At 31.8% G+C, this 14,794-nt stretch carries 14 protein-coding genes; 12 read left to right on the top strand and 2 right to left on the bottom strand.

The window, feature by feature from the left end; all coding sequences use genetic code 11:
* The first annotated feature begins 358 nt into the window (after positions 1-358).
* From abc-f to BM319_RS04170, 3 genes are all read left to right on the top strand, one after another.
* Positions 359-2,248 (top strand): ribosomal protection-like ABC-F family protein, encoded by a 1,890-nt coding sequence (abc-f, locus tag BM319_RS04180; RefSeq protein WP_286143676.1) that lies wholly within the window; start codon positions 359-361, stop codon positions 2,246-2,248.
* A 393-nt stretch (positions 2,249-2,641) separates the two neighbouring features.
* The gene (locus tag BM319_RS04175) at positions 2,642-2,986 is read left to right on the top strand and encodes a Na-translocating system protein MpsC family protein (protein ID WP_069032532.1); all 345 of its coding nucleotides are present in this window, start codon (positions 2,642-2,644) and stop codon (positions 2,984-2,986) included.
* 52 nt (positions 2,987-3,038) lie between these two features.
* Positions 3,039-3,449 carry a phosphate-starvation-inducible protein PsiE gene (locus BM319_RS04170; protein ID WP_084006757.1) on the top strand — a complete coding sequence of 137 codons (411 nt, stop codon included), beginning with the start codon at positions 3,039-3,041 and terminating at the stop codon, positions 3,447-3,449.
* A 100-nt stretch (positions 3,450-3,549) separates the two neighbouring features.
* On the opposite strand, the gene BM319_RS04165 is transcribed toward BM319_RS04170, so the two are convergent.
* Positions 3,550-4,500 carry a UCP032817 domain-containing protein gene (locus BM319_RS04165; protein WP_069032533.1) on the bottom strand — a complete coding sequence of 317 codons (951 nt, stop codon included), beginning with the start codon at positions 4,498-4,500 and terminating at the stop codon, positions 3,550-3,552.
* Between the two features lie 354 nt (positions 4,501-4,854).
* On the opposite strand from BM319_RS04165, the gene BM319_RS04160 reads away from it, so the two are divergent.
* The 8 genes from BM319_RS04160 (at position 4,855) to BM319_RS04125 (ending at position 12,923) form a co-directional block, all read left to right on the top strand.
* A complete protein-coding gene (locus BM319_RS04160; protein WP_069032534.1) occupies positions 4,855-5,289 on the top strand; it encodes a VOC family protein in 435 nt (144 codons plus the stop codon).
* Between the two features lie 244 nt (positions 5,290-5,533).
* Positions 5,534-5,965: a histidine utilization transcription antiterminator HutP gene (hutP, locus tag BM319_RS04155; RefSeq protein ID WP_025671549.1), complete on the top strand. Its 432-nt coding sequence runs from the start codon at positions 5,534-5,536 to the stop codon at positions 5,963-5,965.
* A gap of 107 nt (positions 5,966-6,072) precedes the next feature.
* Positions 6,073-7,581 (top strand): histidine ammonia-lyase, encoded by a 1,509-nt coding sequence (gene hutH, locus BM319_RS04150; RefSeq protein ID WP_091021386.1) that lies wholly within the window; start codon positions 6,073-6,075, stop codon positions 7,579-7,581.
* A 17-nt stretch (positions 7,582-7,598) separates the two neighbouring features.
* The gene (hutU, locus tag BM319_RS04145) at positions 7,599-9,257 is read left to right on the top strand and encodes a urocanate hydratase (RefSeq protein ID WP_091021385.1); all 1,659 of its coding nucleotides are present in this window, start codon (positions 7,599-7,601) and stop codon (positions 9,255-9,257) included.
* A 54-nt stretch (positions 9,258-9,311) separates the two neighbouring features.
* Complete coding sequence (gene hutI / locus BM319_RS04140) at positions 9,312-10,535, top strand: imidazolonepropionase (protein ID WP_069032635.1); 1,224 nt, start codon at positions 9,312-9,314, stop codon at positions 10,533-10,535.
* Positions 10,516-11,475, top strand: a complete 960-nt coding sequence (hutG, locus tag BM319_RS04135) for a formimidoylglutamase (RefSeq protein ID WP_069032537.1) — start codon at positions 10,516-10,518, stop codon at positions 11,473-11,475. Before hutI ends, hutG begins: the two co-directional genes overlap by 20 nt.
* 377 nt (positions 11,476-11,852) lie before the next feature.
* Positions 11,853-12,422, top strand: coding sequence for a dihydrofolate reductase family protein (locus tag BM319_RS04130; protein WP_091021384.1), 570 nt, complete (start codon positions 11,853-11,855; stop codon positions 12,420-12,422).
* 57 nt (positions 12,423-12,479) lie between these two features.
* Positions 12,480-12,923 (top strand): hypothetical protein, encoded by a 444-nt coding sequence (locus BM319_RS04125; RefSeq protein ID WP_091021383.1) that lies wholly within the window; start codon positions 12,480-12,482, stop codon positions 12,921-12,923.
* A gap of 172 nt (positions 12,924-13,095) precedes the next feature.
* On the opposite strand, the gene BM319_RS04120 is transcribed toward BM319_RS04125, so the two are convergent.
* Positions 13,096-13,704: a YgaN family protein gene (locus BM319_RS04120; protein WP_069032540.1), complete on the bottom strand. Its 609-nt coding sequence runs from the start codon at positions 13,702-13,704 to the stop codon at positions 13,096-13,098.
* 196 nt (positions 13,705-13,900) lie between these two features.
* Between BM319_RS04120 and BM319_RS04115 the strand changes: the two genes are divergently transcribed.
* Positions 13,901-14,335 (top strand): hypothetical protein, encoded by a 435-nt coding sequence (locus tag BM319_RS04115; RefSeq protein ID WP_091021382.1) that lies wholly within the window; start codon positions 13,901-13,903, stop codon positions 14,333-14,335.
* Positions 14,336-14,794 lie beyond the last annotated feature (459 nt).

Raw genomic sequence — 14,794 nt, 5'->3', positions numbered from 1 at the left:
ACGGAAAAATGGGATAATATAGAAAATTTCGAAGGAGGAAAGTAAGTTTATGATGCCAACTAATTGCTGATATTAATTTAATTTAAATTAATATGTTTTCCAAATGAGTTGAAAAACGCCTAATGAATAGGCTTATTTGTTATGCTCTTATGGAAAAAGGTAAATTAGAAGGTAACTTACTTTACTGATAACGAGATGATTATTTTTATTGAATACTAAGGAGCTTTTGGAGTATTCCATCGTTTATAACGGATGGGGGTTATATAAGAATTGTATGCTTATATAGCTCTAGATAAATGATAAATCACCAAGTTTATTAGACTGTGAGAAGATACTTTCTTCTTATAGTCTTTTTTATTTGGTTTTTGTAAAACTTACAAACTTAAAAATAAAATTAGTCGAAGCTTATAAGGGTGATAAAGTCGGTATTATTGGAATCAATGGGAGTGGTAAAAGTACCATTCTTAAGATAATAGCAGGAATTGTGCCGATGAATTATTACCCAGGTTATCCTCAAACCTCAAGCTATGGTTATGATGAAGGATTAATTAATTTCGTACCTAAAGGACTCACTACTGCATATTTGGAACAAACGCCAGTCTATCATAAAGGCTTAAAAGTAATTGATGTTTTAAATATGGCTTTTGATGAAATTGTTCAAATAGAAAATCAAATGCGTGAGTTAGAAGATCAAATGAAAGGTTTAGAAAATAATGCACTAGAAAGAGCTATGAAAAGGTATAGTGATTTAGTCCAATTATTTGAAGTAAATGGCGGATATCAACGGGAAGAAAAGTTAGGAAAGGTATGTACAGGACTAAAATTTGAAGAAAGTTTTTTAAACAGAGATTTTGATTTATTAAGTGGTGGAGAAAAAACGACTGTATTACTTGGTAAACTTTTAATCAATAGCCCAGATATACTATTACTTGATGAACCTACAAATCATCTAGATATGGACTCAGTAGAATGGTTAGAAGACTTTCTTAAAAATTATAAAGGAATTGTATTGATTGTTTCGCATGATCGATACTTTTTAGATAATGTCGTAACAAAAATTGTAGAAGTGGAAGATATGGAAGCAATTACGTATAAGGGCAACTATTCATCTTTTGTTGAGCAAAAAGAAAAAAACATACAGATTCAATTTGAGCATTTTAAAGAACAACAAAAAAAGATAAAAGCGATGGAAAATACCGTAACCAATTTAAGAGATTGGGCGATGCGTGCTGATAATAACAAATTTTTTAAAAGAGCTGCGAGTATTCAGAAAAAACTTGATAAACTGAATAGAATTGAAAAACCTGTTTTTGAAAAAGAAAATATGAAATTAGATTTAAAAGGATCCAAACGATCAGGAAATGACACAATTAAAGCAATTGGACTTTCGAAATCTTATGAAGAAAAAGTACTATTCAAAGATACGAATTTATTGATTAATTATGGGGAAAGAGTTGGGCTTGTCGGTCCTAACGGAAGCGGAAAAACTACTTTCTTAAAGATGCTTTTAGGTGAAGAAAAATCAGATAATGGTGTGGTACAACTTGGAGCAAATGTGCTAACTGCATATTTACCTCAGAAAATAAGTTTTAATAACGAAGAAATGACAGTACTTGAATGTTTTAGAGAGGATATCTCAATACCTGAAGGGAAAGCAAGGGAATATCTTTCAAAATTTATGTTTTATAAACAAAGTGTTTTTAAAAAAGTTAAATTCTTGTCAGGTGGAGAGAGAATTAGGCTGAAATTAGGTATGTTATTATTCAAAGATATCAATTTGTTAATCCTTGATGAACCAACAAATCATCTTGATATTGATTCAATCGAAACGCTTGAAGAAGCACTTGATGAATTTAAAGGGACAATTTTCTTTATTTCACATGACAGATATTTTATTAATAAAATGAGCCAAAGAGTGATCGCAATTGAGGAGTTTGAATTAAAAAGCTATCTTGGTAACTATGATGATTATAAAAGAATAAAAGAAAAAATTAGTTTTAAAGTAACGAAAGAACCGGTTGAAAAAAAAGGCATTCGAAAAAAAGTTAATAATAAAGAAGATCATAAACAAGAGAAAATTAAAGCTGAAGAACTAGTAAAAATTGAAAGATTTGAAAAAGAATTAAGTGAGATTGATCTAGCGATGAATAGTGAGCAAGATTATAATAAGCTCAATGATTTATATTGTAGGAAAATTGAATTAAGTAAAGACTTAGAATTGGCAATGGAAATGTGGTTAACGTTATAAAATCTCAGGAAAATCATCAATATTTAGAAATATATAAAATTAACATTATGATTGTTAATTTAAAAATATAGAGATATAATAAATCCGGATGATATGGAAACATGATAATGTATTTGTTATGGATCTATTAAATTCATTTAACTTAAATTGGATTGGTATTTTAGTAAATTTTTTTGCTAATTAACTATTCCACCAAGAAGACAGTAAGCCTATGAATCGGCTAATTGTCATCCTGGTGGAATTTTTTTTTGAAAAAAGTGGGAAGTGAAGTGATTTTGAAAAATGTAATAGAAACTAAGATGATATTCCTCGTCTTTAGTAAATAGGTTAAAGAATTCTGTGTAAAGATAAGCTATAACATTTAAAAAAAATGGAAATTGAGGCGAATAAGTAATGTCAAAAAAAATACATGAATTTAATGATCTGATGAGAAAACTTCGGAAAGATTTGTTTGGAAAAGGTCCAGAGCGGATTCATACGGTGTTTGTTGAAAACATGGCCATTTCAACATTATATGGTAATTTGACTCCAACTGAAAAATTTATTTCTGGAACAATGAACGGGGCAGAAATGGTTCATACTGCACGAACAAAAATGATTCAAGATTTATATTTAAATAACCCACCAAAAGGTTTAGAAGAACTTGTTGGCGCAAAATTAGTCCATCTATTTTCAGATATGAAAGTTGAAGAAAATATAGGGATTTCGGTTTTTGTGTTCGATCGAAATATTATATAGAAGAAGCAAAAATGATAAGTGTTTTTCATAAATAAAAAACTGGGGGAGACAAATGATTGGAATGAGTTGGTTTAAAAATCGTAAATTGTTGATCAAGCTTTATCAAACCTTATTAAATATATCATTATTATTACTGAGCCTAATTCTTGCTTACTTCCTTTTCAGAGAACTTTATTATATTTTTAATGATATTTTATTGGAAAATAAAAATGTTCATCAGATTTTTGGAAAAGTTTTAATATTTTTCTTATATTTTGGATTTATATCAATTATTGTTCAATATTTCAAAGAAAATTATCATTTTCCTATACGCTATCTTCTATATATAGGGATTACAGCTACAATTCGTTTTATTATTGTAAATAATGGAGAATCGTCACATAATTTTTGGTTAGCAATCATTATTCTAGTGCTAACAATTAGTTATATCATTTTACCTTTTGGGGAAACGAAAAATGGTTGAATTAATCATAGGAGAAGTCAAATTTTCTAAAATTAAGACAATTTAACCCAACCTAAAGGTTGAGTTAATGTAATTATACATGAATGACAATATTCATAGATCAACTTGAACAACCTGAACTTGAGCAACTCGAACTAGAACACGAAGAATGAGAACTACTAGAACATGAAGAATGTGATGAACTTGAGCATGAAGAGTGCGTGTTATGATGTTGACTATCACTATTGTTTGAACCATCATTTGTACTTTCATTTAAAGCAAAAAAAGTATTTGTAGCTAAAAATGCAGAATTAATATGACCATCATCTGATTTTTTGCTAGTAGATGAACGATTAGTCGAGCTTGGGAACGATTTTTGTGATAGGTGTTTAGTTCTTGCTTCTTCATTTTCTTTTTCTACTAAATTTTTTTGAATTCTAGCAAACTCGTTTAAAAAATTATTTTTAGTTTGTGAGTTTAAATGTGAAACGAAACTTTTTGTTTGAATTGTTTTGCTCGATAAATATTCTTGAACTTTAGTATTTTTATAATTAACAAATAAATTTCCTAACATATAGGTATTTACAGATGTCGTTTCAAACAAAGTATTATATAACAAATTGAAAACAGCCCTAGCATCGCTTCGATCGGTTATCGTTACATCATCCTTATGAACATTTGGTTCATGGTGTATCATTTCACCACAAAAAGTCTTGCAAAAATTAGGATAACTTTTCGTAAATAAAATCATTTCGTGCCAGATTTTATCAACTTCTTGACTATACATTTGAATGTTTTCAAAAATTGCTGCCATTAAGAAAAAGCGCTTTAATTCCCTTTCAATAAAGGAATACTTTTCGCTGCTCCAACCTTCTTTTTCAATAACTCTTTCTTTAACATTAGCTAGGAAATCCATTTTCCATGCGTTTTCTAGTCTAGAAACTAATGTTAAATCAGCGAAGTTAGAATTTACCTTTAAGTCGTTTATATTAAACTGAATAGAAAGATCTTTATAGTATGCATTATCATTTTTTAAATTCTTTTTAAAAAATCTTCCAAAAAATTTTTTCATATAAACCTCCTTTTATTTATTTTTAATCTAATTATATAATTAAAAAATTAACAAAAGAAGAAAATTGTTAAGATTAGGAAATTATTGAATTGTGAACTAACAAACCTTGCATAAAAACTGTTTATGGAAGAAAGTCCAAAGGTTGATCGTTAAATCTAGTTTTTTCATTCTTTATTAACGTCGGTTTTATTTCAATTAACTGCAAAGTTTTTTGATATGTAAAAATATGGTACAATCTATATCTATTCACAATTTTTTTAGGGCTAAATCTTTAGTTGAAATAGATATTTCGAACTGGTTTGTTTAAAGTTCTATAATTAGGTAATTTAAATTTGTTTGGAGGGTTTTATAGAGATGACACAAGAGCCTGTAATACCGGTTGTATCAGGGCAAAGAATTACTCCATTTCTAACGTTTAGCGGCAATGCGGAGGAAGCGATGAATTATTATGTTCGTACTTTTCCGAATTCAAAACTCGTTTCTCTTCGAAGATTTACGAAAGATGACCGAGGTGTAGAAGGGAAAATTATGAATGGTATCATTGAAATTTTAGGACAGTCTTTTATGGTTTTGGATATGGAAAAAGAACATTGTCCTGAATTTACTTGGGCTGTTTCCTTTTATTTAGAATGCAAAGATGATGCGGAGTTTGATTTAATTTTTGGTGGCTTGAAGAGTGATGGGAAAGTACTAATGGGGCCAGTAGAAATGAATGATTTTAGTAAGGTTACATGGGTGACTGATTGTTTTGGTGTTACTTGGCAGCTAGTGTTAAGAAAAAAATCTTAACAAACGGCGAATGATCCCTTTTTTGTTATTCAACCAAGTTATTTTTATTATGACAAGTAGACAAATAGACAAGTTTTCTTAAATAATAAATCATTGGTAAATAATTTGAATATTTACATAAGTTTCAATAAAAAAATATTTTTTAAAAATAATAATCTGAATATATTGAAGTTTACTAATTGTTGGCATATAATGTAATCAGATACTAGTTTATTAGAGAAAGTAAGTAAGAGGTATTAGCGATATGGCAGAGCAAAGTCAACGAATTGGTCGAACAGCTATGATGCTTGCTTTGACCGATCAAGAAGAAGAATTAATGAAAAATGAAAACGTTGTATGGTGTGTAGGTAAGGTCGGTACAATGGATGCTCAAAAGGTCGTTGCCGCGATTGAAACCGCTGCCAAACAAAATGGTGTAATTAATGGAGCTCTATATAGAGAAGTTCATTCATTATATCATGCAACACTTGAAGCAATTCAAGGCGTAACAAGAGGTCATGTTCAATTAGGTGATGTTCTTAGAACAGTAGGACTTAGATTTGCTGTTGTTAGAGGAAAGCCTTATAAAAACGTGAACGAGGGTGACTGGATAGCAGTTGCACTATACGGTACGATTGGTGCTCCAATTAAAGGATCGGAGCATGAATCAGCAGGACTCGGCATTAATCACATATAATCGCCCATAGTTTATTAGATGATAGGGGGCTATGATTCGTAAGTTACTATTTACGTCTCATAGCCTCTTTCTGTGTTTTTTTTGACAAAATTCGGAGGTGTTTTTTAATGGTAACTTTAACTGGTAATAGCTTAACAATGGAACAAATGAAAAGTATTTTATTCGATAAGGCATATGTAAAAGCAGGAGAAGAGAGCTTAGTTGCGGTAAAAGCTTGTAGAGAAAAGGTAGAAGAAATCGTAAATAATGGCAAAGTCGTATATGGTATCACAACAGGTTTCGGAAAATTTAGTGATGTATTAATTGAAAAAGAAAATGTTTCAACACTTCAATATAACTTAATCGCTTCTCATGCATGTGGTGTTGGTGAACCGTTCCCTGAATTAGTTTCAAGAGCGATGTTAGTACTTCGTGCAAATACAATGTTAAAAGGTCACTCTGGTGTGCGTTTAGTAGTAGTTGAAAAATTACTTTCATTAATTAATGCTCAAATTCATCCAGTGATCCCATCTCAAGGATCATTAGGTGCAAGCGGAGACTTAGCTCCTTTATCTCACTTAGCTTTAGTTTTACTTGGAGAAGGTGAAGTTTTCTATAAAGGAAAACGTATGGAAACAGCAGAAGCTTTAGCAAAAGAAGGAATTTTACCAATTACGCTAGAAGCTAAAGAAGGTTTAGCTTTAATTAATGGTACGCAAGCAATGACAGCAATGGGCGTTCTTACTTATCTTGAAGGTGAAGAATTAGCTTATCAAAGTGAATTAATTTCTTCTATTACATTTGAAGCATTAAATGGTATTACAGATGTTTTTGATGAAAGAATTCATATTGCTCGTGGATATAAAGAACAAATTGAAGTAGCAGAACGTTACCGCAATATTTTAGCAACAAGCCAATTAACGACTAGACAAGGTGAAATCCGAGTTCAAGACGCTTATACATTAAGATGTATCCCTCAAGTTCACGGAGCAAGTTGGCAAGTTCTGAACTATGCAAAAGAGAAATTAGAAATCGAAATGAATGCTGCGACTGATAATCCATTATTATTCGGTGATGATGTATTTTCTGGTGGGAATTTCCATGGTCAACCAATCGCATTTGCAATGGACTTCTTTAAATTAGGTGTTGCCGAGTTAGCGAATATTTCAGAAAGACGAATTGAGCGTTTAGTAAACCCACAATTAAATGATTTACCACCATTTTTAAGTCCAGAACCAGGATTACAATCTGGTGCAATGATTATGCAATACGTGGCTGCTGCTTTAGTTTCTGAAAATAAAACTTTAGCACATCCAGCAAGTGTTGACTCAATTCCTTCTTCTGCAAATCAAGAAGATCATGTAAGTATGGGTACAATCGGTGCACGTCATGCTTACCAAATTTTACAAAACGCTAGAAGAGTTTTAGCAATCGAATGTATTTGTGCAATGCAAGGTGTTGAATATAAAGGAATTGACAAAATGTCTGAGACAACTAGAAAATTTATGGAAGATGCTCGTAAAACTGTTCCATCAATTACTAGAGATCGCGTATTCTCAAAAGACATTGAAAAATTAACAACTTATTTAAAAGAAAATTTCTTAGCACGAAACTATACAAAACAAACACAAATATAAGAAGAGGTGGAATTAAAATGGAAATTACAAAAGGATCTTTAAAAGCGCCAAGAGGTACTGAATTAAACACTAAAGGTTGGATTCAAGAAGCAGCACTTCGTATGTTATTAAACAACTTAGACGAAGAAGTAGCAGAAAGACCAGAAGATTTAGTCGTATATGGTGGAATCGGTAAAGCTGCTAGAAACTGGGAAAGCTTTGATGCAATTATTGAATCACTAAAGAAATTAGAGAGCGATGAAACTTTATTAGTTCAATCAGGTAAACCAGTTGCAGTTTTTAAATCACACGAAGATGCACCACGAGTATTATTAGCAAACTCTAACTTAGTTCCTAAATGGGCAACTTGGGAACACTTCCGTGAATTAGATGAAAAAGGCTTAATGATGTACGGTCAAATGACTGCTGGTAGCTGGATTTACATCGGTACTCAAGGGATTTTACAAGGTACTTATGAAACTTTTGGAGAAGCTGCTAAACAACATTTCGGTGGAAGCTTAAAAGGTACAATTACAATTACTGCAGGTCTTGGCGGTATGGGTGGAGCTCAACCGCTAGCTGTAACGATGAATGGTGGAGTTGTAATCGGTATCGATGTAGATGAAACTAGAATTCAACGACGTATCGACACTAGATATTGTGACGTTTTAACTCACGATTTAGAGGAAGCATTACAACTTGCTACTGAAGCTAAAAACGAAGGAAGAGCTTTAGCAATCGGTTTAGTAGGTAATGCTGCTGAAATTTTACCTCAATTAGTTGAACGTAATTTTGTACCAGATTTAATTACTGACCAAACTTCAGCACATGATCCATTAAATGGTTATTTACCAATCGGAATGACAATGGAAGAAGGAAAGAAACTTCGTGTCCAAAATCCAGATGAAGTCATTAAACGTGCAAAACATAGTATGGCAGTTCATGTTGAAGCAATTTTAGCAATGCAACAACGTGGTGCAATCGCATTTGATTACGGTAATAATATTCGTCAAGTTGCGTTAGATGAAGGCGTTAAAAATGCATTTGATTTCCCTGGTTTCGTACCTGCATTTATTCGTCCATTATTCTGTGAAGGGAAAGGTCCTTTCCGTTGGGTAGCACTTTCTGGTGATCCAGAAGATATTTACAAAACAGACGAAGTAATTTTACGTGAATTTGCTGATAACGAGCATTTATGTAATTGGATTCGTATGGCTCGTGAAAAGGTTGCATTCCAAGGTTTACCATCACGTATTTGCTGGTTAGGCTATGGTGAGCGTGCTAAATTCGGTAAAATCATTAACGAAATGGTTAAAAATGGCGAATTAAAAGCTCCAATCGTAATCGGTCGTGACCACTTAGATTGTGGATCAGTAGCATCTCCAAATCGTGAAACAGAAAGCATGAAAGATGGTAGTGATGCAGTTGCTGACTGGCCAATCCTAAATGCACTTATTAATGGTGTAAACGGCGCAAGCTGGGTAAGTGTACACCACGGTGGTGGAGTAGGTATGGGTTACTCTTTACATGCTGGTATGGTAATCGTTGCTGACGGTACTGATGCAGCTGCAAAACGTATCGAAAGAGTATTAACTTCAGATCCAGGAATGGGTGTAGTTCGTCACGTTGATGCAGGTTATGATTTAGCTGTTGAAACTGCGAAAGCAAAAGGCGTAAACATCCCAATGATGAAGTAGGTGTTTGAATTGAAAGCAGATATTCTATTAACAAATATTGGTCAATTATTAACTATGGATCATGGTGATGGTCCAATTCATGGAAAAGACATGAGTAATCTACCTGTTCTAGAAAATGCGGAAATCGCATGGAAAGATGGGCAAATTATTTATATCGGACAAATGAACGAACAAAAAATTGATGCAAAAGAAGTAATTGATTGCCAGGGAAAACTAGTCACGCCAGGATTAGTTGACCCTCATACTCACGTGGTCTTTGGAGGATCACGTGAGCATGAAGTTAGTTTGAAATTACAAGGTGCTTCATATTTAGAAATATTAGAAATGGGTGGCGGAATCCATTCTACTGTAAGTCAAACTAAATTAGCATCTCATGACGATTTGAAAAAGAAAACGATTCATCACTTAAACAGAATGCTTTCATTTGGTGTAACAACAGTTGAAGCAAAAAGTGGTTATGGACTTGATGAAGAAACTGAATTAAAACAACTCCGAGTTGCTAAGGAATTACAAGCGGAGCATGATATTGATTTAGTTTCAACTTTCTTAGGTGCGCATGCAGTACCAAAGGAGTATAAAGGAAATGAAGAAGCTTTCTTAGAAAAAATGCTTTCTTTATTAGATGTTATTAAAGAAGAAGAACTTGCTGAATTTGTAGATGTATTCGCTGAAACAGGTGTATTTTCAGTTGAACAATCAAGAGAATTTTTATTAAAAGCAAAAGAACAAGGCTTTAATGTTAAAATTCATGCCGATGAAATAGATCCTCTAGGTGGCACTGAAATGGCAGCTGAAATTGGTGCTATTTCTGCTGATCATCTATGTGGAGCTTCTGAACAAGGCGTTGAAATGCTTGGTAAGAGCAATACAATCGGTGTCATTTTACCGGGAACTACTTTCTATTTAAATAAACCTGAATTTGCACCTGCAAGAGCGATGATTGAACATAACGTAGCAGTTTCATTAGCAACTGATTTCAATCCAGGAAGCTGCCCAACTGAAAATTTACAATTAATCATGACAATCGCAATGCTTAAATTAAAAATGACGCCTGAAGAAATTTGGAATGCCGTTACGATTAACTCATCATACGCGATTAATCGTGGGGACCAAGCTGGTAAACTTAAAATTGGTCGTAGGGCAGATGTCGTTATTTGGAATGTACCAAACTATACTTATGTACCTTACCATTTTGGTGTAAATCATGTAGAATCAGTATTTAAGAATGGTAAATTAGTAGTAAGTAGGGGTGAACACGATGTCGCTATCACATCTTAAAAAAGCAGGAGATGCCATTTTCATTGATTCAAAAGTCACAAAAGCCAACGAAATCATCTCTGCATGGAATGGAACAGAAGCATCAAATTTCTCAATAATTGGTGTACCATTATCTAAAACATCAATTAGTCATTCAGGCGCAAGCTTTGCACCTGCTTCAATTCGAAAAATGTTAAGTAGCTACAGTACTTATCATATTGAAGACCAAATTGATTTAAAAGATTACAAAGTTACTGATTTTGGCGATATTACGATGCATGTGACTGATTTTGAAGAGTCTAGAAATCGTATTAGATCGACAATCTCTGAATTGCTAGGTCAATATAAAGAAACGATGCCAATCATTTTAGGTGGGGATCACGGAATTAGTTTTCCAAGCATTTCAGCTTTTGCACAAGAACGAGGAACAGTAGGCGTAATCCAATTTGATGCTCATCATGACCTAAGAAACACTGAAGATGGTGGACGTTCAAACGGTACACCTTTCCGTAGCTTAATTGATGAAGGCATTCTAAAAGGTGAACACTTAGTTCAAATTGGAATTAGAAATTTTTCAAATAGTGCTCCATACACTGAATTCGGTGTTAATAACGGAGTAACAATCTATTCAATGCGCGATGTTCGTGAATTAGGAATCTCAAAAATTATTAAAGAGAGTATCAACCATTTAGTAGACAAAGTAGATGCAATTTACATTAGCCTTGATATGGATGTACTAGACCAAGCATTTGCTCCTGGTTGCCCAGCGATTGGGCCTGGAGGAATGGACAGTCAAACGCTATTAGATGGCATCTGTTATCTAGCATCACACCCAAAAGTTTGTGGAATGGATATTGTTGAACTTGACCCAACAATTGACTTCCGTGACATGACAAGCAGAATCGCAGCACATGTTATCTTAAACTTTCTTGTTGAGAAGGTTAAGCTATTAAATAAGTAAAATGTAAAACTCGTAAACTAAGTTGTTTGCGAGTTTTTTGCTTTTTATGGGTAGGGGTGTGAATAAAGGTGAGGTGCAAATAAAAATAAAGAAACTGCAATTAAAATAGGAAAAAGTGCAATTAAAAATGACAAAACTGCAATTAAAATTGTGATAGCTGCAAATAAAAATTTCAAGAATGCAAATAAAATTAACCAAAGTGCAAATAAACCTAGAATTCACGATCTAAAATAGTAAAATCACGATGTTTTTAGTTCTTTTAAACCATTAAATACATATTTGATAGCACCAAGCCAGCTTGTTATAATTAAAATAAGAACAAATATTCGATTTCGTTATAAGTGTGAGCTACAAGAACGAATGAAGGAGGAACAATTTTGTCAAATAACATAAAACAGAGAAAAATAATTTTAGATCTAGCGGTTACTTTAGATGGTTTTATAGAAGGGAAAAACGGTGAAGTTGATTGGTGCATAATGGATCCCGAAATGGAATTCACAAATTTCTTGAATCAAATTGATACGATTTTATATGGTCGAAAAAGCTATGATTTGTGGGGGAATTATATTCCCAATATAGATGACGCTGAATCTGATAAAGAAATGTGGGATTTAGTACATAGTAAGAAAAAATATGTATTTTCCAGAACTCAAACAAAAGATGAAAATAATGCAACATTTATAAATGAAAATATAATTGAAGAAGTAAAAAAATTGAAGGAAAATCCCGGCAAAGATATCTGGTTGTATGGAGGATCAAGCCTTATTACATCATTTATAAATTTAGGTCTAGTAGATGAACTTAGATTATCAATTCATCCCGTAATATTGGGTGAGGGAAAGCCTTTGTTTGTTGACATTAAACAGAGAAAGAATTTAATTATGATGAATACTAGTACTTTTTCCTCTGGTGTTGTACAGGTGACTTATCATTTGAATGAAGAATGACCTTGTTTAAGAGAAACATTTATATTTGGCTATATGTAATTATATAAGGGGGTAACAATGATACTTCTTAATGGTATTACTGGATTCTATGAAAAACAAGATAAACCTCCTAAAACTGATAGTAAACAATTTAAAAGATTGTGTTTCAGTATTATAAACCAAAATAAAGGAACTATTTTGAACTTTCAAGAACCACAGATAGCTTCAAATTATTATTCAATGGAAGTGAAAATTTCCAATAAACATTTTTCCATACTTTTGAATGCTCATTATCCATTTTTAGCCTTTGCTTCAGCTGTTAATTTTGGAGAAATTAATTTTATAGAAGTTCCTCATTTAAAAGAAGAGTTTAGTCCATTTTATATAGTACTGAGTAGAAAGGTACTAAATGAACCACTCTTATTAAAAAGTGAGAATGAATTGAATAAAGCAGAATTAAATCAAATAGCATACTGGAAACCTGAAAGAATAGGTGAAGTCTTATTTAATCATTTGGACTAATTTTAAAATAGGCTCTGTTAAATTAAAATGTTGTTTTTTGAATTTAAAAAAAGGTTGTCTAATAAGACAACCTTTAAACGCTTATGTAATTCTAAATCTGTTAGTTCGAAAACGTAGTAACAAGAACAGCTAATTTTAGCCCGTCTTTTCTTTGCTTATTGTAACACTTTGCCTATTTAATAAAATCAGCTCTAAGTAAGTAGACAACATCATAGTCTCTTATTTCATCGATATGTTTATTAACATCTCTATAAAAATCATCAGTAAGCGAATCCATACGACTTCCATCTTTTTTATAACAAATGCTAGCTAAAACTATATTATGTTGAATAGGGTTGTTTTCTGTTTGGTTACTTCCTGAAATACTCGTAACACCTTCTAATCCATCTTTAAAAATCGTTTCCACCTGATTACTTGCACTTGTTGAACCATCACTATTAATACTTATATTAAACAAAGATTGATTTTGATTAGTTGGTGTTTTAGAAGTCGTAAAAATAATTGTGCCGTCCTCTTTAATCCCAGAAGTAATATGATTGATCTTATCTCCAACTAATTTACCAAATTCATATTTTTCAATCCAAACAGATAATTCCTTGTAATTACTTGCAACATTGAAGTCATAAACAAAAGATTTATCCGAGGTTGTTGAAAGTATTGCGTTTTCTCTTTTTGTCAACTTAACTTCAGAAATAGTATTGTTTGATTTTTGGATTTTAGTACAAGCACTCAAAGAACAAAATAACATAATTAGTATTGTTGTGAATATAATCTTTCTCATTTATACCTCCAAACCTTAATATTTTAAATTATAACCTAAATATTGGTAAAATTGTTACAAAACTTTATTCAATTAACTTGGTATTTAGTTGAATAAGAAAATAAACAATTTAATTTAATAGAGCCGTAAAATATACTATATTACAATATTCTTATTCAGCTAAAGCAAATAGCGGAGAACATAAGGTGGATTAATCATGAACTCATGGAAATATCAAACAACAAACGATTACTTTGATTACTTAGACTTTCACGATTGTATCGTTGAAGAAATAAAAATAGAAAATAATATTGTTACTATATATTTTGAGTTTATTTACATCTCTAATGATCATCCTCTAAATCCTTATAAAGTAGCAAAATCAACAGATAAATGTAAACTGACTTTCTACAATGTAAAAATAAGTAAAGCAATTATCTATTTAGATGATGAACAGGAAAAAGAAGTTCAACTGATCGATTTAGATGGAATGGAATTCTTAGAGGTTAAGCAGCAACTTGTTGAAAAAGATTTCATTTATGAAATTTTTGGTACTGACTGGAAAACACATAATTTTTGTAGCATTAAACTTAAAGCGAAAAGTTTTAAAGTTGAGTGGAATGAATTCACTGGAGATGCATGGTATGAATGACTGATTTTTTAGTATACCGGTCTCTTACAATGAGGTGAAAAGCTATGAGTAATGAAGTCAAAGAAGAATGTAAAAAAGATCTCGAGGGTCTTCATGTATTTTTAATTGTCATTGTGTTTTCATGTTTACAATACTTTTTTCATTTATCCGATTTCATTATGTTAATTCTGTCTGTTCTCTATGTTTTTATCATTGTTTATTTTGTTGATAAATGGAAAACTAAAGAAATTTTAAGGTATTTTACTTTGTTAATCATTGTTTATTTTATAAATAAATTATTTTTTTTTATAGATAATGATATCTTAAGTAACTGAAACTTCATTAATAGGGGTACAAAAAAGAGGATGATCTATGGATCTTCCTCTTTTTTGCTATAAGAATGTAAATAAATTTTTACAGTAAATGACAAAACGAACTTTACCTTTACTTTTATATCATTTTAAGAAGAAATTAGGGACA

Origin of the sequence: Bacillus sp. UNCCL81 (assembly GCF_900112535.1) — a bacterium.
Classification (GTDB): Bacteria; Bacillota; Bacilli; order Bacillales; family Bacillaceae_G; genus Gottfriedia; species Gottfriedia luciferensis_B.
This window is presented reverse-complemented; position numbering and strand designations above follow the sequence as displayed.

Excerpts from the sequence above, each read along its gene's own strand:
- BM319_RS04175 (WP_069032532.1), top strand. The coding sequence starts at position 2,642 with ATGTCAAAAAAAATACATGAATTTAATGATCTGATGAGAAAACTTCGG.
- BM319_RS04170 (WP_084006757.1), top strand. The coding sequence starts at position 3,039 with ATGATTGGAATGAGTTGGTTTAAAAATCGTAAATTGTTGATCAAGCTT.
- BM319_RS04165 (WP_069032533.1), bottom strand. The coding sequence starts at position 4,500 with ATGAAAAAATTTTTTGGAAGATTTTTTAAAAAGAATTTAAAAAATGAT.
- BM319_RS04160 (WP_069032534.1), top strand. The coding sequence starts at position 4,855 with ATGACACAAGAGCCTGTAATACCGGTTGTATCAGGGCAAAGAATTACT.
- hutP (WP_025671549.1), top strand. The coding sequence starts at position 5,534 with ATGGCAGAGCAAAGTCAACGAATTGGTCGAACAGCTATGATGCTTGCT.
- hutH (WP_091021386.1), top strand. The coding sequence starts at position 6,073 with ATGGTAACTTTAACTGGTAATAGCTTAACAATGGAACAAATGAAAAGT.
- hutU (WP_091021385.1), top strand. The coding sequence starts at position 7,599 with ATGGAAATTACAAAAGGATCTTTAAAAGCGCCAAGAGGTACTGAATTA.
- hutI (WP_069032635.1), top strand. The coding sequence starts at position 9,312 with ATGGATCATGGTGATGGTCCAATTCATGGAAAAGACATGAGTAATCTA.
- hutG (WP_069032537.1), top strand. The coding sequence starts at position 10,516 with ATGTCGCTATCACATCTTAAAAAAGCAGGAGATGCCATTTTCATTGAT.
- BM319_RS04125 (WP_091021383.1), top strand. The coding sequence starts at position 12,480 with ATGATACTTCTTAATGGTATTACTGGATTCTATGAAAAACAAGATAAA.
- BM319_RS04120 (WP_069032540.1), bottom strand. The coding sequence starts at position 13,704 with ATGAGAAAGATTATATTCACAACAATACTAATTATGTTATTTTGTTCT.
- BM319_RS04115 (WP_091021382.1), top strand. The coding sequence starts at position 13,901 with ATGAACTCATGGAAATATCAAACAACAAACGATTACTTTGATTACTTA.